A 19,883-nucleotide genomic window follows, 5' to 3' on the forward strand; every position below is an offset into this window, starting at 1 on the left:
GCCGGAGACGGGGTATCAACATATCTGGCGTTGATTTTTGGCACGCTGTTGAGTTCTCAAGGAACGGTCGCTTCCTTCGTACTCACCCTCGCGGGCTTTCCTCCGGGCGCTTCCCTTCGGTGTTTCCGACTCTATCAGATCTTTCCGACCCGATTTCCTCGGTGCTTTCCAGGTCCGCGCTTCCGCGCTTTCCTTTCCGGCGGTTCCGACTCTATCAGATCCTTTTCGGCCTGATCCCCAGTCAGCGGGGTTCGCCTTCCCGGCCGTTGGGCCGTTCCGACGAGTGAGACTTTAGCGGATTCCCTGCTCCCGTGCGAATCGGGGGCTGCGGCCTTTCGGACGCGGATTCCTCATTCCGCGAATACGCACGCCCATGCAACGACAACAGACAGACTGCACGACTGTCGTCGAGTAAAGGGTGGTACCTGCGGAAAGGTTGTCCGGGGACCGACCGGAGTCGGCTCTCACTTCGGGCAACCCGGAGAACACTACGGACCACGACGGAGCGTGTCAACTCACTGCCGAACGGCGCTCCCGAGCCGTATCCTGGGGCCATGACCACGCGTACGTGTACCCATCTGTGGTGGGCCGCCTGACGGCGGCCGTACTCACGTATGCATGCAACGGCCGCCGCCTCGGCGGCCGTTCTCGTATCTCCTCCAGGACTCCGGGGGGCGGCCGGCCGGGACGGCGGCCACGACCAGGAGATGGAGTGGAGATGACACGGGTCTTCAGCGGGATCAAGCCGACCGGACACCTGACGCTGGGGAACTACCTGGGCGCCATGCGGCGGTGGGCCGAGGTGGACCAGCATCGGTCGGAGGCGCTGTTCTGCGTCGTCGACCTGCACGCGCTGACCGTGGACCACGACCCCGCGCGCGTGCGCAGGCTCAGCCGGCAGGCGGCGACACTGCTGCTGGCGTCGGGGCTCGACCCGGAGCGGTGCACCGTGTTCGTGCAGAGCCATGTGGACGAGCACGCCCGGCTGTCGTACCTGCTGGAGTGCGTGGCCACCGACGGCGAGATGCGGCGGATGATCCAGTACAAGGAGAAGGCGGCGCGCGAGCAGCGGCGGGGCGGGAGCGTGCGGCTGTCGCTGCTGACGTATCCGGTGCTGATGGCCGCGGACATCCTGGCGTACGGAACGGACGAGGTGCCGGTCGGGGACGACCAGACGCAGCACGTGGAGCTGTCCCGTGACCTGGCCGTGCGGTTCAACCAGCGGTACGGGCACACGTTCGTGGTGCCGAGGGCGACCCATCCGAAGGTGGCGGCGCGGGTGATGAACCTGCAGGACCCGGCGTCGAAGATGGGGAAGTCGGACGACTCCGGGCCGGGCATCGTCTATCTGCTGGACGAGCCGGAGGTCGTGCGGAAGAAGGTCATGCGGGCGGTGACCGACAGCGGGCGGGACGTGGTCTACGACCGGCAGGAGCGGCCCGGGGTCGCGAACCTGCTGGAGATCCTGGCGGCCTGTGAGGGGAAGGACCCGGAGGACCTGAGCGGCGCGTACGCGTCGTACGGCGCCTTGAAGAAGGACACGGCGGAGGCGGTGGTCGAGGTCCTGAGGCCGGTGCAGGCGCGGCACAGGGAGCTGTGCGCGGATCCCGCACAGGTGGAGGCGGTGTTGCGGGCGGGCGCGGAGAAGGCCAGGGAGATGGCGCGGCCGACGGTCGACGCGGCGTACCGGGCGATCGGGCTGCTGCCCGCCTGAGGAGCGGCCCGCCGGCCGCCCGGTGGCGGGGTCAGTTGTTGCCGGAGGCCAGCTCGCGGCTGCGGTCGCGGGCGGCTTCCAGGGCGGCGATGAGGGCGGCGCGTACGCCGTGGTTCTCCAGTTCGCGGATGGCGTTGATCGTGGTGCCGGCCGGGGAGGTGACGTTCTCGCGGAGTTTCACGGGGTGCTCCCCGCTGTCGCGGAGCATCACCGCGGCGCCGATGGCGGACTGGACGATCAGGTCGTGGGCCTTGTCGCGGGGCAGGCCGAGGAGGATGCCGGCGTCGGTCATGGCCTCGACCAGGTAGAAGAAGTAGGCCGGGCCCGAGCCGGACAGGGCGGTGCAGGCGTCCTGCTGGGACTCGGGGACGCGGAGCGTCTTGCCGACGGAGCCGAAGATCTCCTCGGCGTGGGCGAGGTGCTCGGCGGTGGCGTGGGTGCCGGCGGAGATGACGGACATGGCCTCGTCGACGAGGGCGGGGGTGTTCGTCATGACGCGGACGACCGGGGTGCCGGGGGCCAGGCGCTCCTCGTAGAAGGAGGTGGGGATCCCCGCCGCGCCGCTGATGATCAGGCGGTCGGCGGGGATGTGCGGGGCGAGTTCGTCGAGGAGGGCGCCCATGTCCTGGGGCTTGACGGTGAGGATCAGGGTGTCGGCGGTCTTCGCTGCTTCCGGGTTGGTGACCGGGGTGACTCCGTGGCGGGCGCGGAGTTCTTCGGCCCGTTCCGGGCGGCGGGCGGTGACCAGCAGGTCGGCGGGGGTCCAGCCGCCTCGGATCATTCCGCTGAGCAGGGCTTCGCCGATCTTGCCGGTGCCGAGGACTGCGACTTTCTGGCTCATGTGTTCATCCTCGCACCGGCGGTACGGGGTGCGGGCGGGCTGTCCGGCTGGCGGACGCCTTCGGCTCCGTACGGGCTATGGGGTGCGCCGTCTGAGGGTGACCGCTCCCAGGCCGAGGACCAGCAGGGCGCAGCCGGCCACGATCAGTACGTCACGGACGAACGTGGTCGTCACGTCGGTGTGGCGCAGGACCTCGTTCATGGCGTCGACGGCGTAGGACATGGGGAGGACGTCGGAGATCGCCTCCAGGGCGGGGTGCATGTCGGGGCGGGGGGTGAACAGGCCGCAGAGGAGGAGCTGGGGGAAGATCACCGCCGGCATGAACTGGACCGCCTGGAACTCGGAGGCGGCGAAGGCGGAGACGAAGAGGCCGAGCGCGGTGCCGAGGAGGGCGTCGAGCAGGGCGACCAGCAGGAGCAGCCAGGCCGAGCCGGTGACGTCCAGGCCGAGGAGCCACAGTGCCAGGCCCGTGGCCAGGGCGGACTGGACGATCGCGAGGGCGCCGAAGGCGAGGGCGTAGCCGGCGATGAGGTCGCCCTTGCCGAGGGGCATGGCGAGGAGGCGTTCGAGGGTGCCGGAGGTGCGTTCGCGCAGGGTGGCGATGGAGGTCACCAGGAACATGGTGATCAGCGGGAAGACGCCGAGGAGCGAGGCCCCGATGGTGTCGAAGGTGTGCGGGCTGCCGTCGAAGACGTAGCGCAGCAGGATCAGCATCAGGCAGGGGACCAGCAGCATCAGGGCGATGGTGCGGGGGTCGTGGCGGAGCTGGCGCAGTACCCGGGCGGCGGTGGCGGTGGTGCGGGCGGCGCTCAGGGCGCGGGGTGCGGTGGGTGCGGTGGTCGTGGTCATCGTGCCGTCTCCTTGGCGCGGCCCGCGGCGACCGCCTCGTCGACCAGGTGCAGGAAGGCCGCCTCGACGGTGTCGGCGCCGGTGCGGGAGCGGAGTGCTTCCGGGGTGTCGTCGGCGAGGATCTCGCCCTCGCGCATGAGGAGGAGGCGGTGGCAGCGCTCGGCCTCGTCCATGACGTGGGAGGAGACGAGGAGGGTGGCGCCGCGGGTGTCGGCGATGTGGTGGAAGAGGTTCCACAGGTCGCGGCGCAGGACGGGGTCGAGGCCGACGGTGGGTTCGTCGAGGACCAGCAGTTCGGGGGCGCCGAGGAGGGCGACGGCGAGGGAGACGCGGCTGCGCTGGCCGCCGGAGAGGTTGCCGGCGAGGGCGTCGGCGTGGGCGGTGAGGTCGACGTCGGCGATGGCGCGGCCGACGTGGTCCCGGCGGCGTTCGGCCGCCGCGCGGCCCGGGTCGAGGACGGCGGCGAAGTACTCGAGGTTCTGGCGGACCGTCAGGTCGTCGTAGACGGAGGGCGCCTGGGTGACGTAGCCGATGCGGCTGCGCAGGGTGGCGTGGCCGGCGGGGAGGCCGAGGATCTCCAGAGTGCCTCCGACCTTGGCCTGGGTGCCGGTGATCGCGCGCATGAGGGTGGACTTGCCGCAGCCGGAGGGGCCGAGCAGACCGGTGATGCGGCCGCGCGGGACGGTGAAGCCGAGGCCCCGCAGGACGGTGCGGGGGCCTCGGACGACGGTGAGGGCTTCGGCGCGGACGGCATGCGGGTGCGGGTCGGGTGGGCCCGACGTAATATTCATCATGTGATGATTAAGGCGCGCGAGGGGGTGCCGTCAAGTGGGAACGGGGACTTGATGCCGGGACAGGGCTTGGTGGCGAGGAGGAGGAGCACGTCGTAGGTCTCCTCCACGATGCCGTCCGGGAAGACCCGCAGCAGGTGGTCGCGTTCCTCGGCGGGGAAGGCGGCCTTGCGTTCTTCGGAGCACACGAGGAAGTACGAGTGGCTGCCGATGTCGGCGAGGTGGGTGCCGACGGGAACCTGGCGGCTCCAGCGGACCTCGCGGCGGGTGAAACGGAGGCGGCCGCTGGGGTCGGCCCGGTCGGTACGGGTGCCGGCCGCCCGGCTCTCGGCGGCCCTGTCGGCGCCGAGGAAACGGTGGATGCGCCGGCCTTCCTCGACTGTCCACTCGACGTCGGGTGCGTCCGTGTTCCACCACAGCGCGAGTGCGCCCCCGGGACGCAGCACGCGCGGGGCCTCCGGGACCGAACGGGCCGGGTCGGTCCAGTGCCAGGCCTGGGCGTAGGTGAGGAGGTCGGCGGAGGCGTCCGCGAGGGGAAGCGCGTCGCCGCTGCCACGCACGACCGGGATGTCGGGGTGGGTGCGGCGGAGCTGGGCCGCCATGCCGCCGCCGGGTTCCACGGCCGGCGCCCGGGCACCGCGCTCGTGCAGGAGGGCGGTCGCGATGCCCGTGCCGGCGCCGACGTCCACGACGCGCGCACCGGCGAGGGGGCGGCCGGCGAGTTCCTCGACCGCGTCCAGGAGGGCGGGCGGACAGGAGGGGCGGTTGGCGGCGTACTGGGCCGCGGCCGCGTTGTAAGGAGTGTGCTCGGGCGGCGTGGAGGGTCTCGGAGCCCTGGGCGGGCGACGGGGAAACGGTCATACGGCCATGCTCGGGCGGCGGGCCGGCCGTGAGCAGGGGGCGCCTCGGGCCGGCCCGTCCGCCGGGTCGTCCGGTCAGGAGCGGCGTCTCTTCGACGGGTTGCCCGAACGGCGGGTGACGCGGCGTTCGTACTGTTCGCGGGCGCGCCGGTACTCCTCGCGGTGCAGTTTCTCGCCGGGGGCCTCGACGAGCGAGCGGAAGAAGTAGGCGAGGAGGGAGCCGACGAACCCGACGGCGAGCAGGCCGCGCAGGGAGGCACGGCGGTCGGGGTCGGGGCGCTTGCCGAAGCCCTCCCAGGTGTGGCCGAAGGCGAGCGCGCTGCACACCGCGAACACCACGACGACCAGGAGCATCACGAAGGAGCCGGAGTCGGCGATCCGGAGCCCCTGGTAGGCGAGGCGGAGCACGAGGCAGGCGGCGGCGGTCGCGGCGAGCGAGCCGGCGGCGACGCCGACGCGGCGGGCGGTGTAGCCGCCGTCGCGGTCCACCCAGGTGGTGCCGAAGAAGCGGAGGGGCTCGGGGCGGGGCCCGGTGGAGCCCGCGGGGGTGTCCGGGGTGCCGTTGTCGTCGCTCACGGCTCGATTATGGCTTCCGGGTGTCCGCGGGCTCCGTCCGGGATCAGCCGCAGCGGCCGGCGACGTAGCCGTCGCTGCCGGTGTACACGTACGCGTCGGAGACGTACTGGCCGGTGCCGATGTTGTCCCAGATGTTCGAGGTGCCGTAGTAACCCGACACCGTCGTGCCCGGCGTCTGGCAGTGGATCGGCACCGAGGCGCCCGCGGGCAGCACGCGGACGAGGCTGTAGCCGGTGCCGGGACCGCTGCGGACGTTGAGCTGGACGCCCGGCGCCACCGGGTAGTACTTCGCGGCCGCCACGGTCGCGACGGCCTCCGCCGCCGCGTCGCCACCGGCCCCCTCGACATGCTTTTCCGCACGGTCGACCGACATGAGAGACCTCCCCCGTCACACCCCATGACTGCCATGGGGTCCCGTTCATTCCCCGGGAACGCGCCACGAAACACCCGTGCGCGATTCGCATGTGAACGCCAGCAAGCCGCCTCGGTCCCGTTCGGGGCATCGACTAGGCTCCCTGCGTCGCGCGCGCGAACGAACAGCACGGGGGTGGTCATGACTCCACAGCGCAACACCGGGGCGGGCGCGGAAGAAGGACTTCCGGAGTACGCCGGCCACTACCGTCTGGAGTCGTGTCTGGGCTCCGGTGGCATGGGCGTGGTGCATCTGGCCCGCAGCACCTCGGGACTGAAGCTCGCGGTGAAGGTCGTGCACGCCCGGTTCGCCAGGGACCCCGAGTTCAGGGGGCGGTTCCGGCAGGAGGTGGCGGCGGCCCGCAGGGTGAGCGGCGCGTTCACCGCGCCCGTCGTCGACGCCGACCCGGAGGCCGAACGGCCCTGGATGGCCACCCTGTTCATTCCCGGGCCCACGCTCTCGGACGAGGTGAAGCGGAACGGGCCCATGACCCCTGCCCAGTTGCGCCGGCTGATGGCCGGGCTCGCCGAGGCGCTGCGCGACATCCACCGGGTGGGCGTCGTCCACCGGGATCTCAAGCCGAGCAACGTGCTGCTCGCCGAGGACGGGCCGAAGGTCATCGACTTCGGCATCTCCCGCCCGAAGGACAGCGAACTGCGCACCGAGACCGGCAAGTTGATCGGTACGCCGCCCTTCATGGCGCCGGAGCAGTTCCGCCGGCCGCGGGAGGTCGGTCCGGCGGCCGACATCTTCGCGCTCGGGTCCGTGCTGGTGCACGCGGCGACCGGGCGCGGGCCGTTCGACTCCGACAGCCCGTACGTCGTCGCCTACCAGGTGGTGCACGACGAGCCCGACCTGACCGGCGTGCCGGAGGACCTGGCACCGCTCGTGCTGCGCTGTCTGGCCAAGGAGCCCGAGGACCGGCCCACACCGGACGAGCTGACGCGGGAGCTGCGGTCGGTGGCGGCGTCGTACGACACGCAGGCGTTCGTACCGGAGCAGCGGGCGCACGGGTTCCCCGGGGCCCTCGGCACGGACGGCGATCGCACGTCGCCGCCCGGGTCCCGCGCCGGGGAGGCCGAGGGCACAACGGAGAGGCGGGCCCGGCCGCGGGCCGGGCGGCGCCCGCGCTCCAAGCGGCTCGCTCTGGCCGCCGGGGTGCTGGGACTGGCCGTCGGCGGCGGGCTCGCCTCGGTCCAGCTGCTCGACGGCGGCCTCGCGATGAACGGCCCGGCACCCGGGACCACCACCCTGCCCGGAGCCACGTCGGCCGCGTTCTCCGGGTGGGTGGCGAAGCCCGTGCCCGGCAGCGAGGGCGTGCCCCAGTGTTCGTACGGGGCCGGGAAGCTGTTCTGTGCGCGGCCCGGGCTGGTCTACGCCCTCGATCCGGCGGACGGAAGCCTGCTGTGGCGGCACTCCGTCCCCAGGATGCTCACCGGCGTGCCGCCGGTCGTCGCGGGCGGCCTGGTGCAGCCGATGACGGATCACGGGCAGCGGCTGGAGGCCCTGGACCCGGACTCGGGCAGACCGCGCTGGCAGCGGAACGTTCCGGCATACAGCGGGGTGCGGTCCGTCGGCGGCATGCTGCTGCTCACCGGCACCGACGGGCTGGTGCGCGGGGTGGACGCCGGGTCGGGCGAAACCAGGTGGAGCCGGCGGGTTCCGGACCTGCCGCTCCCTCACTTCTCCTCGTTCGCCGGTGACCCGCTGGCGTACGCGGTGAGCGCGTCGGACGACGGGTCGTCCACGCGGGTCGTCGCGGTGGACCCGGCGACGGGCGACGTGCGCTGGGAGGCGCGGCAGCACGGGCTGCTGACGCCCGTGGGCAGCCGGGACGGCTCCCTCGTCCTGCTCTCCGAGGAGGCGGCCTTCGGCCGGGTGAACGCCGTGGTCCGCTACACCCCGGCGTCCGGGGCGTCGGTCCGGGTCGCGCTGCCGGTGCCGCGCGACGCGGTGCGGGCGAGCGTGCACGGCGACGTGGTCCACCTGCTGGGCAGCGGTGGCTCGCTGGACGCGGTCGACCTGGCTGCCCGGAAGGTGCGGTGGCGGCTGGAGACGGCCGTCAGCCGCGGCTCGGCACCGGCCGCCGACGCCGACCACGTGTACTTCCTCGCCGGAGACGGCCGGCTGCTGGCGGTCGGCGCCCGCACCGGGCGGCTCGTCGGCCAGACCCGGCCGCGGCTCGGCGAGCACACCGACCGGGTCGCGGCGGCGCTGCCCGCGCCCCTGGCCGTCAAGGGCCATGTCTACACCGGCGCCCCCGACGGGACCGTCTTCGCCGTGGACGGCCGCGACCCGTCGTCCTGGTGACACGCCGGGGGCCGCCTCCGAGGAGACGGCCCCGCGGGTCCGGATGTCCGGAGGGGTCTGGCGCGGATCAGCCCAGCTTCGAGACGTCCCGGACGGCGCCCTTGTCCGCGCTGGTGGCCATCGCGGCGTAGGCCCGCAGGGCCGCCGAGACCTTGCGGTCGCGGTTCTTCGGGGCGTACACGCCGCCCAGCGCCTGCTCGCGGCGGGACAGCTCCGCGTCGTCGACGAGCAGCTCGATGGTGCGGTTCGGGATGTCGATGCGGATGCGGTCGCCGTCCTCGACGAGCGCGATCGTGCCGCCGGAGGCCGCCTCCGGGGAGGCGTGGCCGATGGACAGGCCCGAGGTGCCGCCGGAGAAGCGGCCGTCGGTGACCAGGGCGCAGGCCTTGCCCAGGCCGCGGCCCTTCAGGTACGAGGTCGGGTAGAGCATCTCCTGCATGCCGGGGCCGCCCTTGGGGCCCTCGTAGCGGATGACGACGACGTCGCCCTCCTTGACCTGCTGGGTGAGGACCTTCTGGACGGCTTCCTCCTGCGACTCGCAGACGACCGCCGGGCCCTCGAAGGTCCAGATCGACTCGTCGACGCCCGCGGTCTTCACCACGCAGCCGTCCACGGCCAGGTTGCCCTTGAGGACGGCCAGGCCGCCGTCCTTGCTGTACGCGTGCTCGGCGCTGCGGATGCAGCCGCCCTCGGCGTCGGTGTCCAGGGCCTCCCAGCGCTCGGACTGGGAGAAGGCCTCCGCCGAGCGCACGCAGCCGGGGGCCGCGTGCCACAGTTCGACCGCCTCGGGGGACGGGGAGCCGCCGCGCACGTCCCAGGTCTTGAGCCAGTCCGCGAGGGAGGGGCTGTGGACCGCGTGCACGTCCTCGTTGAGCAGGCCCGCGCGGTGCAGCTCGCCGAGCAGGGCGGGGATGCCGCCGGCGCGGTGCACGTCCTCCATGTAGTACGTGCGGTCCTTGGCGACGTTGGGGGCGACCTTCGCCAGGCAGGGGACGCGACGCGAGACGGCGTCGATCTCCTCCAGGCCGAAGGGGACGCCGGCCTCCTGGGCGGCGGCCAGCAGGTGCAGGATCGTGTTGGTCGAGCCGCCCATCGCGATGTCCAGGGCCATCGCGTTCTCGAAGGCCGCGGAGGTGGCGATGGCGCGGGGCAGGACGGTGTGGTCGTCCTGCTCGTAGTGGCGGCGGGTGATGTCCATCACCGTGCGGGCCGCGTCCTCGTACAGCGCCCTGCGGGCCGTGTGGGTGGCCAGGACCGAGCCGTTGCCGGGCAGGGCGAGGCCGATCGCCTCGGTCAGGCAGTTCATCGAGTTGGCGGTGAACATGCCGGAACAGGAGCCGCAGGTCGGGCAGGCGTTCTCCTCGATGCGGAGGATGTCCTCGTCGGAGACCTTGTCGTTCACGGCGTCGGAGATCGCGTCGACCAGGTCGAGGGTGCGGACCGTGCCGTCGACCAGGGTGGCCCGGCCGGACTCCATCGGGCCGCCGGAGACGAAGACCGTCGGGATGTTCAGCCGCAGGGCGGCCATCAGCATGCCCGGGGTGATCTTGTCGCAGTTGGAGATGCAGATCAGGGCGTCGGCGCAGTGCGCCTCGACCATGTACTCGACGCTGTCCGCGATCAGGTCGCGGGAGGGCAGCGAGTAGAGCATGCCGCCGTGGCCCATCGCGATGCCGTCGTCGACGGCGATCGTGTTGAACTCGCGCGGGATGCCGCCCGCCTCCCGGACCGCCTCGCTGACGATCCGGCCGACCGGCTGGAGGTGGGTGTGGCCGGGCACGAACTCGGTGAAGCTGTTGGCGACCGCGATGATCGGCTTCCGGCCGATGTCCGCACCGGGTACACCGGAGGCGCGCATCAGGGCACGGGCGCCCGCCATGTTGCGGCCGTGGGTGACTGTGCGGGACCTCAGCTCGGGCATCGTCGCTCGCTCCTTCGGGACGTTCCGCCGGGACGCCGGGCAGTCCCGGCAGGGTACTGACGCAGTCGAGCGTACGCCGGTCATCCAGGGATCGGGACGCGGCGTCCGGCATACGGGACGCGTGTCTCGGGGGCCGTACGCACGGTTCCGTGGCGGAGACGGCTCAGGGACCCGTGAGGTGCCCCTGCACCACGGGTGCCAGCCGCGCGATGATCTGCTCCGCGTCCGCCGAGGCCAGCGGCTCCAGCCTGATCACGTACCGCAGGATCGCGCACCCGACCAGCTGGGCGGCGGCGAGTTCGGCGCGCAGCTCCGCGTCGGGCAGGTCGAGCCGGCCGGCGATGCGGCGCAGCAGCTGGGAGGCGAGCAGCCGGCGGAAGACGGCGGCCGCGGTGTCGTTGCTCAGCGCGGAGCGGACGATCGCCAGCAGCGGCGTACGGGTGGCCGGGTTCTCCCAGACGCCGAAGAAGAACCGGGTCAGGCGCTCGCCCACGTCGTCCGGCGGGGCGTCGGCGAGCGCGTCCGGGGTGTTCAGGGCGGGGGCGAAGATGACCGCGACCGCCGCCTCGAACACCTGCTCCTTGGTGCCGAAGTAGTGGTGCACGAGGGCCGAGTCGACCCCGGCGGCCTTGGCGATGCCGCGTACGGACGTCTTCTCGTAGCCGTGCTCGGAGAACTCCTCGCGGGCCGCGGTCAGGATGTGGTCGCGGGTGTCGGCGGCCTCCTCGCGGCGGGGACGGCCGCGGCGCCGTGCGGTGGCGCCGGTCATCGCCGGGGCACCCGCATCGCCGAGGCCAGGTGCAGCCGGGTGAAGGCCAGGGCCTCGGCGAGGTCGGCCTCGCGCTCGGCGCTGGACATGGCGCGGCGGGTGTTGACCTCGATGACGACATGGCCGTCGAAGCCGGACCGGGCGAGACGTTCCAGCACCTCGGCGCAGGGCTGGGTGCCGCGACCGGGCACCAGGTGCTCGTCCTTCGCCGAGCCCCTGCCGTCGGCGAGGTGCACGTGTCCGAGCCGGTCGCCCATGCGGTCGATCATCTGCAGGGCGTCGGTGCGGGCCGTCGCCGCGTGGCTGAGGTCGATCGTGAAGTGGCGGTAGTCGTCCTTGGTGACGTCCCAGCCGGGGGCGTAGGCGAGCATCTCGCGGTCGCGGTAGCGCCAGGGGTACATGTTCTCGACGGCGAACCGCACATCCGTCTCGTTCGCCATGCGCCAGACGCCGGCGACGAAGTCACGGGCGTACTGGCGCTGCCAGCGGAACGGCGGATGGACCACGACCGTGCTCGCGCCGAGCTTCTCGGCGGCCGTCCTCGCGCGCTGGAGCTTGACCCAGGGGTCGGTGGACCACACCCGCTGCGTGATCAGCAGGCAGGGGGCGTGCACGGCGAGGACCGGTATCCGGTGGTAGTCGCTGAGTCTGCGCAGCGCGTCGATGTCCTGGCTGACGGGGTCGGTCCACACCATGACCTCGACGCCGTCGTATCCGAGGCGCGCGGCGATCTCGAAGGCCGTCGCCGTCGACTCCGGGTAGACGGAGGCCGTCGACAGGGCGACCTTCGCATCCGGGATGCGAACGGGTTCCACCACGAGGGACAGGTTACGGGGTGCGGTTCGGTGGCGTGGGGTGCCTGTTCGCCGTTGTGGTCTTCGTCATGGGCGGGTGCGGGTCCGCCGTGGTTCGCCGCGCCCACGCGGCAGGGTCGCGGAACGTCGCGGCCCCGCGCCCCCGCGTGTCTATGCCGGGTCCATGTGATCAAGGCGCCGCAGGATCACGCCCTCCCTCAGGGCCCACGGGCATATCTCCAGGCGTTCCACGTCGAACAGGTCCATCGCGCCCTCGGCGACCAGCGCGCCGGCCAGGAGCTGGCCCGCCCGGCCGTCGGAGACGCCGGGGAGTTCGGAGCGCTCGTCGTTCGTCATGCCGGAGAGCCTGGGCACCCATGACTCCAGGGACTCGCGCTTCAGCTCGCGCTGGACGTACAGGCCCTCGGTGGAGCGGGGGGCGCCGGCCAGGCGGGCGAGCTGCTTGAACGTCTTGGAGGTGGCGACGACGTGGTCGGGGGTGCCGAACCGGCTGAACTCGCCGACGGTCCGCGCGATCTCGGCGCGCACATGGCGGCGCAGCGCCCTGACGTCCTCGGGGCCGGGCGGGTCGCCGGGCAGCCAGGCGGCGGTGAGCCGGCCCGCGCCGAGCGGCAGTGACACAGCCGCGTCGGGCTCCTCGTCGATGCCGTAGGCGATCTCCAGCGAGCCGCCGCCGATGTCCAGGACCAGCAGCTTCCCCGCCGACCAGCCGAACCAGCGGCGGGCGGCGAGGAAGGTGAGGCGGGCCTCCTCCTCACCGCTGAGCACCTGGAGCTCGACGCCGGTCTCGGCCCGCACGCGCGCGAGGACGTCGTCGGCGTTGCCCGCCTCGCGCACGGCGGAGGTCGCGAACGGCAGCAGGTCCTCGACGCCCTTGTCCTCGGCGGCCCGAAGCGCCTCGTGGATCACCGCGACGAGTCTGTCGACACCGTCGGAGCCGATCGCGCCGCCCTCGTCGAGGAGTTGGGCGAGGCGCAGCTCGGTCTTGTGCGAGTGCGCGGGCAGCGGGCGGGCGCCGGGGTGCGCGTCGACCACCAGCAGGTGCACCGTGTTCGAACCCACGTCGAGGACACCGAGTCTCATGTACGGAACGCTACTGCGGCCCGGGGCGTGGTCCGGTCCGGATGCCCCGGCGGGGGCGGCCCCGGCCGCGATGTCCGGCGACTTACCCTGGACGGGTGCCAAAGACGAAAAAGACGAAAACCGATAAATCGGCGGACCCGGCGAACCGGGTGAAAGCAGGGAAGCCGAGGAAGCGGGGCTCGGAAGCCGACGAGAAGGGGCTCGACTTCGCGCGCGCGTGGGTGGAGTTCCCGGATCCGGCGGACGACGAGCAGGTCTTCCGCTGTGATCTGACATGGCTGACCTCTCGTTGGAACTGCATCTTCGGCAGCGGCTGCCAGGGCATCGAGGCGGGCCGCGCGGACGACGGGTGCTGCACGCTGGGCGCCCACTTCTCCGACGAGGACGACGAGAAGCGGGTTGCCGAGCACGTGGCGAGGCTCACACCGGACATCTGGCAGAACCATGCCGAGGGCACGGCGGACGGCTGGGTCTCGGAGGACGAGGAGGGCTCCCGGCAGACCCGCCGGTTCCAGGGCTCGTGCATCTTCCAGAACCGGCCCGGCTTCCCCGCCGGCATGGGCTGCTCGCTGCACATCCTGGCGGTGAAGGAGGGCCGCGAGCCGCTGGAGACCAAGCCGGACGTGTGCTGGCAGCTGCCGATCCGGCGGACCTTCGAGTGGATCGACCGGCCCGACGACACGCGTGTGCTGCAGGTGTCGATCGGTGAGTACGACCGCAGGGGCTGGGGTCCGGGCGGGCACGACCTGCACTGGTGGTGCACCTCGGCGGTGTCGGCGCACGGCGCGGGTGAGCCGGTGTACGTCTCCTACCGGGCCGAGCTGACCGAGCTGATGGGCAAGGCCGGCTACGACCGCCTGGTCGAGCTGTGCGAGGAGCGCCTGGCCTCCGGGCTGCCGCTGCTGGCCCCGCATCCGGCTGATCCTGCCGCTCCGGCTGGTCCGGCTCATGGGAAGGGCCGGGCCTAGTCGAGGCTGTCCGGGGGGATGTCCGGCGGGTTCGGGCTGCTCGGGTCGTCGCTGTCCTCGGGTACCGGGGGGTGCCCGCCCGGGTCGGGCGGGGCGGACTCGGTCGGGGTCGGCGCCGGGTCGGACGACGGTGGGCCGGCCGGGGGGCTCGTGGGGTTCCCGGGGTCGGGCCGGGTCGGTGCGGGGTGCGGGTCGGGGGCCGGGGGCGGGTCGGCCGGAGAGGTGGGGCCGGAGGTCGGGGGGCCGGGGTTCGAGGGGCTGGGCGCGGTGCCGTGGCCGTCGATGGAGACGACGACGCCGGCGGGCGCGATCGCCACGCGCGCGCTCCAGTGGCCGGACGGCTCGCGCAGGTGGTCGACGTACACCTTGATCGTCAGGAACTCGCCGGGCTTCAGGGTTCCCGAGGTGCGGCTCAGGTAGAGCCAGGACACCCCGGTGGAGGCCGACCAGCGGACCGGGCCGGGGCCGGAGGCGGCGAGGGTGATCAGTGTGGTGTCGCCGGCGCCGGCGGCGGTCACCGTCAGATGGCCGTCCTTGTGGCCCGCGCCGGTGACGCTGACGACCTCCACGGAGACATCGGGTCCGCCGCCCCTGCCGAAGCGGGCGTCGGGTCCGGGGGCGGCGTTGCCGGTGTTCTCGTATCCGCTGCCCGCCGCCTCGCCGCCTCGGGCGTCCGGGCCGTGCGCCTCGTGCGCGGTGGCGGAGGGACCGCCGGGGCCCTCGCCGGTGGGGTCGCCCCGGTAGGCGGCCCACAGGGCCAGCACGGGGGCGGCCACCACGGTGGCCACCACGGTCGTCGTGACGGCACGCGCGCGCAGCCGGTCCCTGCGGGCCGCGTGGTCCTTGGGGTCCATGGGGAAGCCGCGCCGGTCGAAGCGGGGGGCGGTGCTCCGCGCGCGCGGGTGGTGCGCCAGCGCCGTGTGCAGGGCCGCGCGGGGCGCCGTGAGGACGGGCAGCTCGGCGGGGGTGACGGTGGCGCCGGGCCAGCGGCCGGGCAGGGCGCGCCCGGCGGCGCGGCGGCAGCGCGGACAGTCGTCGACGTGCCGGACGAGCTCGCGCCGCAGTGCCGCGCCGAGCACGACCTGGTCGTCGCCGGTCAGCCGGGACACGCTCGGACAGGTGCCGGTCTCGACGACGGCGAGCGCCGCGCGCGTGCGCTCCACCTCGCAGGCGGCCGCGGCGAGGAGGTCCCGGGTGGCGGCGAGGTTCGTGCCGAGGACGGCGGCGACCTCGTGGGCGGCGAGGCGGTGGCGTACGGCGAGCTCCAGGGCCTCGCGCTGTTCCGGGGTGGTGCCGGCGGCCTCCGGCCAGGCGAGCAGGGCGAGTTCGCGCCGCCGCTCCTGCCGGACCTCGTCGGAGACGGGCGGGGCCGCGGGCCGCACGCGCCCGTGCCGGTCCTCGCGGCCCGCGGCGTGCGTGCTCCGGCCTTTCTGCCTGGCCTCGGCCAGCTTGCGCAGGCACGCCCAGCGGGCCAGCGCGTACAGCCAGGCCCTGCGCTCGCCGGCGGCCCCGGGCCCGCGCTGCCCGCGCCGCTCGGCGGACGCCAGCGCGTCACCGAGGGCGGCGGTGGCCGCGTCGTGATCGCAGAGCACGGACAGGCAGTAGGTGAACAGGCCGTCGAGGTACGGCTCGTAGGGCGCGGGCGGACGCTGCGCCAGGGTGCGCGCGGCAGCGCGGTCGCGCGCCTCGCGCTGTGTCCGGTGCGTCCGGTGCGCACCGGTCGTGCGGGTCGTGGTGTCCGGACTGCTGCTCATCACCCGTACGACCGTATGCGGCGCGGGATCGTCCGCTCCTGTCCCCCGGACACTTTTAATTCGTACGGGTGAAACGATCCCTCATAAGGGGAAGAGAGTGTTCCGTTCCGTGACCCGCCTCGGCCGGGGCCCCGCCCGGCGGCGGTGCTGTCAGTGCCGGGGGTTACGGTTTTCCGCATGGCTGCCCGTACCAGGACCACCAAGGACCGACCGTCCTACCGCTGCACGGAGTGCGGCTGGCAGACGGCCAAGTGGCTCGGCCGCTGCCCCGAGTGCCAGGCCTGGGGCACGGTCGAGGAGTACGGCACGCCCGCGGTCCGTACGACGACGCCGGGCCGGGTCACCACCTCCGCCCTGCCCATCGGCCAGGTCGACGGCCGTCAGGCCACCGCCCGGACCACCGGCGTGCCCGAGCTCGACCGCGTCCTCGGCGGCGGGCTCGTCCCCGGTGCCGTCGTCCTCCTCGCCGGCGAGCCCGGCGTCGGCAAGTCCACGCTGCTGCTGGACGTGGCGGCCAAGTCCGCGAGCGACGAGCACCGCACGCTGTACGTCACGGGTGAGGAGTCCGCGAGCCAGGTCCGTCTGCGCGCCGACCGGATCGGCGCCATCGACGACCACCTGTACCTGGCCGCCGAGACCGACCTGGCCGCCGTCCTCGGCCACCTGGACGCGGTCAAGCCCTCCCTGCTCGTCCTCGACTCGGTGCAGACGGTCGCCTCGCCCGAGATCGACGGCGCGCCCGGCGGCATGGCACAGGTGCGCGAGGTCGCGGGCGCGCTGATCCGCGCCTCCAAGGAGCGCGGGATGTCCACGCTCCTGGTGGGCCACGTCACCAAGGACGGCGCGATCGCGGGCCCGCGCCTGCTGGAGCACCTGGTGGACGTCGTCCTGCACTTCGAGGGCGACCGGCACGCGCGCCTGCGCCTGGTCCGCGGCGTCAAGAACCGCTACGGCGCGACGGACGAGGTCGGCTGCTTCGAACTGCACGACGAGGGAATCACGGGCCTGGCCGACCCCAGCGGCCTGTTCCTGACCCGCCGCGCCGAGCCGGTGCCCGGCACCTGCCTGACCGTCACTCTGGAGGGCCGCCGCCCCCTGGTCGCCGAGGTGCAGGCGCTCACCGTCGACTCCCAGATCCCCTCCCCGCGCCGTACGACGTCGGGACTGGAGACCTCCCGGGTCTCGATGATGCTGGCCGTCCTGGAGCAGCGGGGCCGGATCAGCGCGCTGGGCAAGCGGGACATCTACTCGGCGACGGTCGGCGGCGTGAAGCTGTCCGAGCCGGCCGCGGACCTCGCGGTCGCCCTGGCGCTGGCGTCGGCCGCGAGCGACACCCCCCTGCCGAAGAACCTCGTCGCGATCGGCGAGGTGGGTCTGGCGGGCGAGGTCAGACGGGTCACGGGCGTGCAGCGCCGGCTGGCGGAGGCCCACCGCCTGGGCTTCACGCACGCGCTCGTGCCGGGCGACCCGGGAAGAATTCCGCCGGGGATGAAGGTCCTGGAAGTCGCCGACATCGGGGATGCGCTGCGGGTCCTGCCTCGTTCCCGTCGCCGAGAGGCCCCGCGGGAGCAGGAGGACCGCCGGTAGACTTTGCCCTGGTCTCGCCCGTCCGTACGAACCGAGGTGCGTTACGGGAGCGCTGAAGTACCTGCGACCGGAGGAGTGCAGTGGCAGCCAACGACCGGGCAGCGGCTCCCGGAAAGTCCGGCGGGAGTTCCGGCGCCGACGGGCTGATGCGCGCCTCCCTGAGCGCCGTGGCACCCGGCACGGCGCTGCGTGACGGCCTCGAGCGGGTGCTCCGCGGCAACACCGGCGGGCTCATCGTGCTCGGCTCCGACAAGACCGTGGAGTCGATGTGCACGGGCGGCTTCGTCCTGGACGTCGAGTTCACGGCGACGCGGCTGCGGGAGCTGTGCAAGCTGGACGGCGGCATCGTGATCTCCTCGGACCTGTCGAAGATCCTGCGGGCGGGCGTGCAGTTGGTGCCGGACCCCACGATCCCCACGGAGGAGACGGGCACCCGGCACCGTACGGCGGACCGGGTGAGCAAGCAGGTCGGTTTCCCCGTGGTCTCCGTCTCGCAGTCCATGCGGCTCATCGCCCTCTACGTCGACGGCCAGCGCCGTGTCCTGGAGGACTCCGCGGCGATCCTCTCCCGCGCCAACCAGGCCCTGGCCACCCTGGAGCGGTACAAGCTCCGCCTGGACGAGGTGGCGGGCACCCTGTCCGCGCTGGAGATCGAGGACCTGGTGACGGTCCGGGACGTCTCGGCGGTCGCGCAGCGCCTGGAGATGGTGCGCCGGATCGCCACCGAAATCGCCGAGTACGTGGTGGAGCTGGGCACCGACGGCCGTCTTCTCGCCCTCCAGCTGGACGAGTTGATCGCCGGCGTGGAGCCCGAGCGCGAACTGGTCGTGCGGGACTACGTTCCCGAGCCCACCGCCAAGCGCTCCCGCACGGTCGACGAGGCGCTGCTGGAGCTCGACAAGCTCTCCCACGCCGAGTTGCTCGAACTGTCCACCGTGGCCCGGGCCCTCGGCTACTCCGGCTCTCCCGAGACCCTCGACTCGGCGGTCTCCCCGCGCGGCTTCCGGCTGCTGGCCAAGGTGCCCCGGCTGCCCCGCGCCATCATCGACCGCCTGGTCGAGCACTTCGGCGGACTGCAGAAGCTGCTCGCCGCGAGCGTCGACGACCTGCAGACGGTGGACGGCGTGGGCGAGGCGCGGGCGCGCAGCGTCCGCGAGGGTCTGTCCCGGCTGGCGGAGTCGTCGATCCTGGAGCGGTACGTCTGAGTCCCGGCGCCGTCTCCGGCGCACGTCGGGACCCTGTCCGTCAGAACTCAGGCCGTCAGGACTCAGGCCGTCGGGTCTCGGTCCGTCGGGACTCAGGCCGTCGGGACTCAGGCCGTCGGGACTCAGGCCTCCGACAGCACGAACGACGTCCGCAGCTTGTCGTGGCCCGGCACCTTCGCCTCCACCAGGTAGGTGCCCGCCCGGGCCGACCCGGCCGGAGGCGTCGCGCACTGCGCGGCGCTCGGCTTGCGGTCCCACTCGACGGTGTACGTGATGCCGCTGCCCGCCGGCACCCGGTACAGCCGGCTCCCGGCCGTCTTCGGGCAGTCGGCCGAGGACCAGTAGGCGGCGCTGCTGTCGGACTGGCTGACCGTCACCACCGCGGCCTTCGGCCCGAGGTCGATCTTGCAGTCGTCGCCGGAGGAGTTCCTGGCGACCAGCTCGAACGTGGGCTTCTGGCCGGGGGCGTAGGAGTTGCGCACGCTGCGCAGCGTCAACTTCACTGCCCCCGTGGTGCAGTTGGGCAGCGTGCTGCCGACCGGCAGTACGGGACCCGTACCGGCGCCGCCCCCGGTGCCGCCGTCCTCGCCCCCGGCCGACCCGCCGGACCCGGCCCCGGCCCCGGAACCGCCCCCGCTCGTGCCGTCGGAGCCGCCGGTGCCGCCGGACCCGGAGTCCGGCCCGTCGGAGTCCCCGCCGCCGGACTCGTCGCGGCCGCCAGGGTGTTCACTGATCGCGGGACCCGAGCCGGAGGGACCCGGCGTGATGGTCGAGGGCGCGGGGTGCTTGCCGTTCGACCCGCCGCCGTTGTCCTTGCGGCCCCCGCCGCCCAGGGTGAGGAGCCAGACGGTCAGCAGCGCCAACAGCGCGACCGCGGACAGCAGTAGGACCCTCCGTCGCCAGTAGATGGAGGCGGGAAGCGGACCGACCGGATTGCGCAGAGATCCCACGGCCCAAACTGTACGAGAGATCGTCGCTTTCCCTTGCGCCACCCGCCGCTGTGACCACAACTTTTCCGGATCATCATTCCGGCAACACCCTTGCCGATGAGCTCCCTTGCGAGCGGCGTAGCCGAGCGGGCACGTTCGGTGACGACACCGGCCCGCGCGGGTCACACGGCCGTCCACCCCCACGTGGCAGGATCGGAAGTGCCATGACTGCGCCCACACTGCCCCCGAACAGCAGCTCCGACACCCCGGCCCCGACCACCGGTGCCCGGCCGGACACCGGCACGCCCGCCGGTCCCGACGCCTCCGGCACACCCCTCGGCCAGACCCTGCACACCCAGGTCATCGCCTGGTTCGACGCCAACGCCCGCGACCTGCCCTGGCGGCGCCCCGACGCGGGCGCCTGGGGCGTGATGGTCAGCGAGTTCATGCTGCAGCAGACGCCGGTCAGCCGGGTGCTGCCGGTCTACGAGCAGTGGCT

Annotated in this window: 16 protein-coding genes and 2 pseudogenes; 6 read left to right on the top strand and 12 right to left on the bottom strand. The window is 73.0% G+C overall.

Annotated elements, in window-relative coordinates:
- Positions 1-718 precede the first annotated feature (718 nt).
- Positions 719-1,714: a tryptophan--tRNA ligase gene (gene trpS / locus RH94_RS08170; protein ID WP_073947107.1), complete on the top strand. Its 996-nt coding sequence runs from the start codon at positions 719-721 to the stop codon at positions 1,712-1,714.
- Between the two features lie 31 nt (positions 1,715-1,745).
- On the opposite strand, the gene proC is transcribed toward trpS, so the two are convergent.
- From proC to RH94_RS08200, 6 genes and pseudogenes are all read right to left on the bottom strand, one after another.
- Positions 1,746-2,555 (bottom strand): pyrroline-5-carboxylate reductase, encoded by an 810-nt coding sequence (gene proC, locus RH94_RS08175; RefSeq protein WP_073946963.1) that lies wholly within the window; start codon positions 2,553-2,555, stop codon positions 1,746-1,748.
- A gap of 75 nt (positions 2,556-2,630) precedes the next feature.
- Complete coding sequence (locus tag RH94_RS08180) at positions 2,631-3,404, bottom strand: ABC transporter permease (protein WP_073946964.1); 774 nt, start codon at positions 3,402-3,404, stop codon at positions 2,631-2,633.
- Positions 3,401-4,198 (bottom strand): ABC transporter ATP-binding protein, encoded by a 798-nt coding sequence (locus RH94_RS08185; RefSeq protein WP_073946965.1) that lies wholly within the window; start codon positions 4,196-4,198, stop codon positions 3,401-3,403. The genes RH94_RS08180 and RH94_RS08185 overlap by 4 nt, the downstream gene beginning before the upstream one ends.
- A 62-nt stretch (positions 4,199-4,260) precedes the next feature.
- A pseudogene (locus RH94_RS08190) lies at positions 4,261-5,056 on the bottom strand (class I SAM-dependent methyltransferase); the annotation flags it as partial.
- Between the two features lie 74 nt (positions 5,057-5,130).
- Complete coding sequence (locus tag RH94_RS08195; protein WP_073946966.1) at positions 5,131-5,631, bottom strand: hypothetical protein; 501 nt, start codon at positions 5,629-5,631, stop codon at positions 5,131-5,133.
- A gap of 43 nt (positions 5,632-5,674) precedes the next feature.
- Positions 5,675-6,004: an SH3 domain-containing protein gene (locus RH94_RS08200; protein ID WP_073946967.1), complete on the bottom strand. Its 330-nt coding sequence runs from the start codon at positions 6,002-6,004 to the stop codon at positions 5,675-5,677.
- A gap of 180 nt (positions 6,005-6,184) precedes the next feature.
- Between RH94_RS08200 and RH94_RS08205 the strand changes: the two genes are divergently transcribed.
- Complete coding sequence (locus RH94_RS08205; RefSeq protein WP_073947108.1) at positions 6,185-8,353, top strand: serine/threonine-protein kinase; 2,169 nt, start codon at positions 6,185-6,187, stop codon at positions 8,351-8,353.
- Between the two features lie 67 nt (positions 8,354-8,420).
- Here the strand turns inward: RH94_RS08205 and ilvD are convergent, their stop codons facing one another.
- From ilvD to RH94_RS08225, 4 genes are all read right to left on the bottom strand, one after another.
- Positions 8,421-10,274 carry a dihydroxy-acid dehydratase gene (gene ilvD / locus RH94_RS08210; protein WP_073946968.1) on the bottom strand — a complete coding sequence of 618 codons (1,854 nt, stop codon included), beginning with the start codon at positions 10,272-10,274 and terminating at the stop codon, positions 8,421-8,423.
- Positions 10,275-10,437: 163 nt separating this feature from the next.
- Positions 10,438-11,043: a TetR/AcrR family transcriptional regulator gene (locus RH94_RS08215; protein WP_073946969.1), complete on the bottom strand. Its 606-nt coding sequence runs from the start codon at positions 11,041-11,043 to the stop codon at positions 10,438-10,440.
- Positions 11,040-11,861 carry a sugar phosphate isomerase/epimerase family protein gene (locus RH94_RS08220; RefSeq protein ID WP_073946970.1) on the bottom strand — a complete coding sequence of 274 codons (822 nt, stop codon included), beginning with the start codon at positions 11,859-11,861 and terminating at the stop codon, positions 11,040-11,042. Before RH94_RS08220 ends, RH94_RS08215 begins: the two co-directional genes overlap by 4 nt.
- A 147-nt stretch (positions 11,862-12,008) precedes the next feature.
- Entirely contained in the window at positions 12,009-12,941 is a 933-nt protein-coding gene (locus tag RH94_RS08225) for a Ppx/GppA phosphatase family protein (RefSeq protein ID WP_073946971.1), read from the bottom strand.
- A 95-nt stretch (positions 12,942-13,036) separates the two neighbouring features.
- On the opposite strand from RH94_RS08225, the gene RH94_RS08230 reads away from it, so the two are divergent.
- On the top strand, positions 13,037-13,909 hold the full coding sequence (locus tag RH94_RS08230; RefSeq protein WP_073946972.1) for a hypothetical protein: 873 nt from the start codon (positions 13,037-13,039) through the stop codon (positions 13,907-13,909).
- On the opposite strand, the gene RH94_RS08235 is transcribed toward RH94_RS08230, so the two are convergent.
- Positions 13,906-15,663: an RNA polymerase sigma factor gene (locus tag RH94_RS08235; protein ID WP_073947109.1), complete on the bottom strand. Its 1,758-nt coding sequence runs from the start codon at positions 15,661-15,663 to the stop codon at positions 13,906-13,908. The genes RH94_RS08230 and RH94_RS08235 overlap by 4 nt on opposite strands.
- A 177-nt stretch (positions 15,664-15,840) precedes the next feature.
- Here RH94_RS08235 and radA point away from each other — a divergent pair, with 177 nt between their 5' ends.
- Together radA and disA are read left to right on the top strand one after the other, a co-directional pair.
- Complete coding sequence (gene radA, locus RH94_RS08240) at positions 15,841-17,250, top strand: DNA repair protein RadA (RefSeq protein WP_073946973.1); 1,410 nt, start codon at positions 15,841-15,843, stop codon at positions 17,248-17,250.
- 80 nt (positions 17,251-17,330) lie between these two features.
- A complete protein-coding gene (gene disA / locus RH94_RS08245) occupies positions 17,331-18,455 on the top strand; it encodes a DNA integrity scanning diadenylate cyclase DisA (protein WP_073946974.1) in 1,125 nt (374 codons plus the stop codon).
- Positions 18,456-18,577: 122 nt separating this feature from the next.
- Here disA and RH94_RS08250 read toward each other — a convergent pair whose 3' ends face one another.
- A complete protein-coding gene (locus RH94_RS08250; protein ID WP_073946975.1) occupies positions 18,578-19,405 on the bottom strand; it encodes a hypothetical protein in 828 nt (275 codons plus the stop codon).
- A 203-nt stretch (positions 19,406-19,608) separates the two neighbouring features.
- On the opposite strand from RH94_RS08250, the pseudogene RH94_RS42770 reads away from it, so the two are divergent.
- Positions 19,609-19,883, top strand: a pseudogene (locus RH94_RS42770) (A/G-specific adenine glycosylase); the annotation flags it as partial.

It is taken from the genome of Streptomyces kebangsaanensis (assembly GCF_001906585.1).
Classification (GTDB): domain Bacteria; phylum Actinomycetota; class Actinomycetes; order Streptomycetales; family Streptomycetaceae; genus Streptomyces; species Streptomyces kebangsaanensis.

What these genes read in the sequence shown, in the direction of transcription:
- RH94_RS08180 (WP_073946964.1), bottom strand. Translation starts at nt 3,404, where the DNA reads ATGACCACGACCACCGCACCCACCGCACCCCGCGCCCTGAGCGCCGCC.
- ilvD (WP_073946968.1), bottom strand. Translation starts at nt 10,274, where the DNA reads ATGCCCGAGCTGAGGTCCCGCACAGTCACCCACGGCCGCAACATGGCG.
- RH94_RS08200 (WP_073946967.1), bottom strand. Translation starts at nt 6,004, where the DNA reads ATGTCGGTCGACCGTGCGGAAAAGCATGTCGAGGGGGCCGGTGGCGAC.
- proC (WP_073946963.1), bottom strand. Translation starts at nt 2,555, where the DNA reads ATGAGCCAGAAAGTCGCAGTCCTCGGCACCGGCAAGATCGGCGAAGCC.
- radA (WP_073946973.1), top strand. Translation starts at nt 15,841, where the DNA reads ATGGCTGCCCGTACCAGGACCACCAAGGACCGACCGTCCTACCGCTGC.
- RH94_RS08235 (WP_073947109.1), bottom strand. Translation starts at nt 15,663, where the DNA reads ATGAGCAGCAGTCCGGACACCACGACCCGCACGACCGGTGCGCACCGG.
- RH94_RS08205 (WP_073947108.1), top strand. Translation starts at nt 6,185, where the DNA reads ATGACTCCACAGCGCAACACCGGGGCGGGCGCGGAAGAAGGACTTCCG.
- RH94_RS08215 (WP_073946969.1), bottom strand. Translation starts at nt 11,043, where the DNA reads ATGACCGGCGCCACCGCACGGCGCCGCGGCCGTCCCCGCCGCGAGGAG.
- trpS (WP_073947107.1), top strand. Translation starts at nt 719, where the DNA reads ATGACACGGGTCTTCAGCGGGATCAAGCCGACCGGACACCTGACGCTG.
- RH94_RS08185 (WP_073946965.1), bottom strand. Translation starts at nt 4,198, where the DNA reads ATGATGAATATTACGTCGGGCCCACCCGACCCGCACCCGCATGCCGTC.
- RH94_RS08225 (WP_073946971.1), bottom strand. Translation starts at nt 12,941, where the DNA reads ATGAGACTCGGTGTCCTCGACGTGGGTTCGAACACGGTGCACCTGCTG.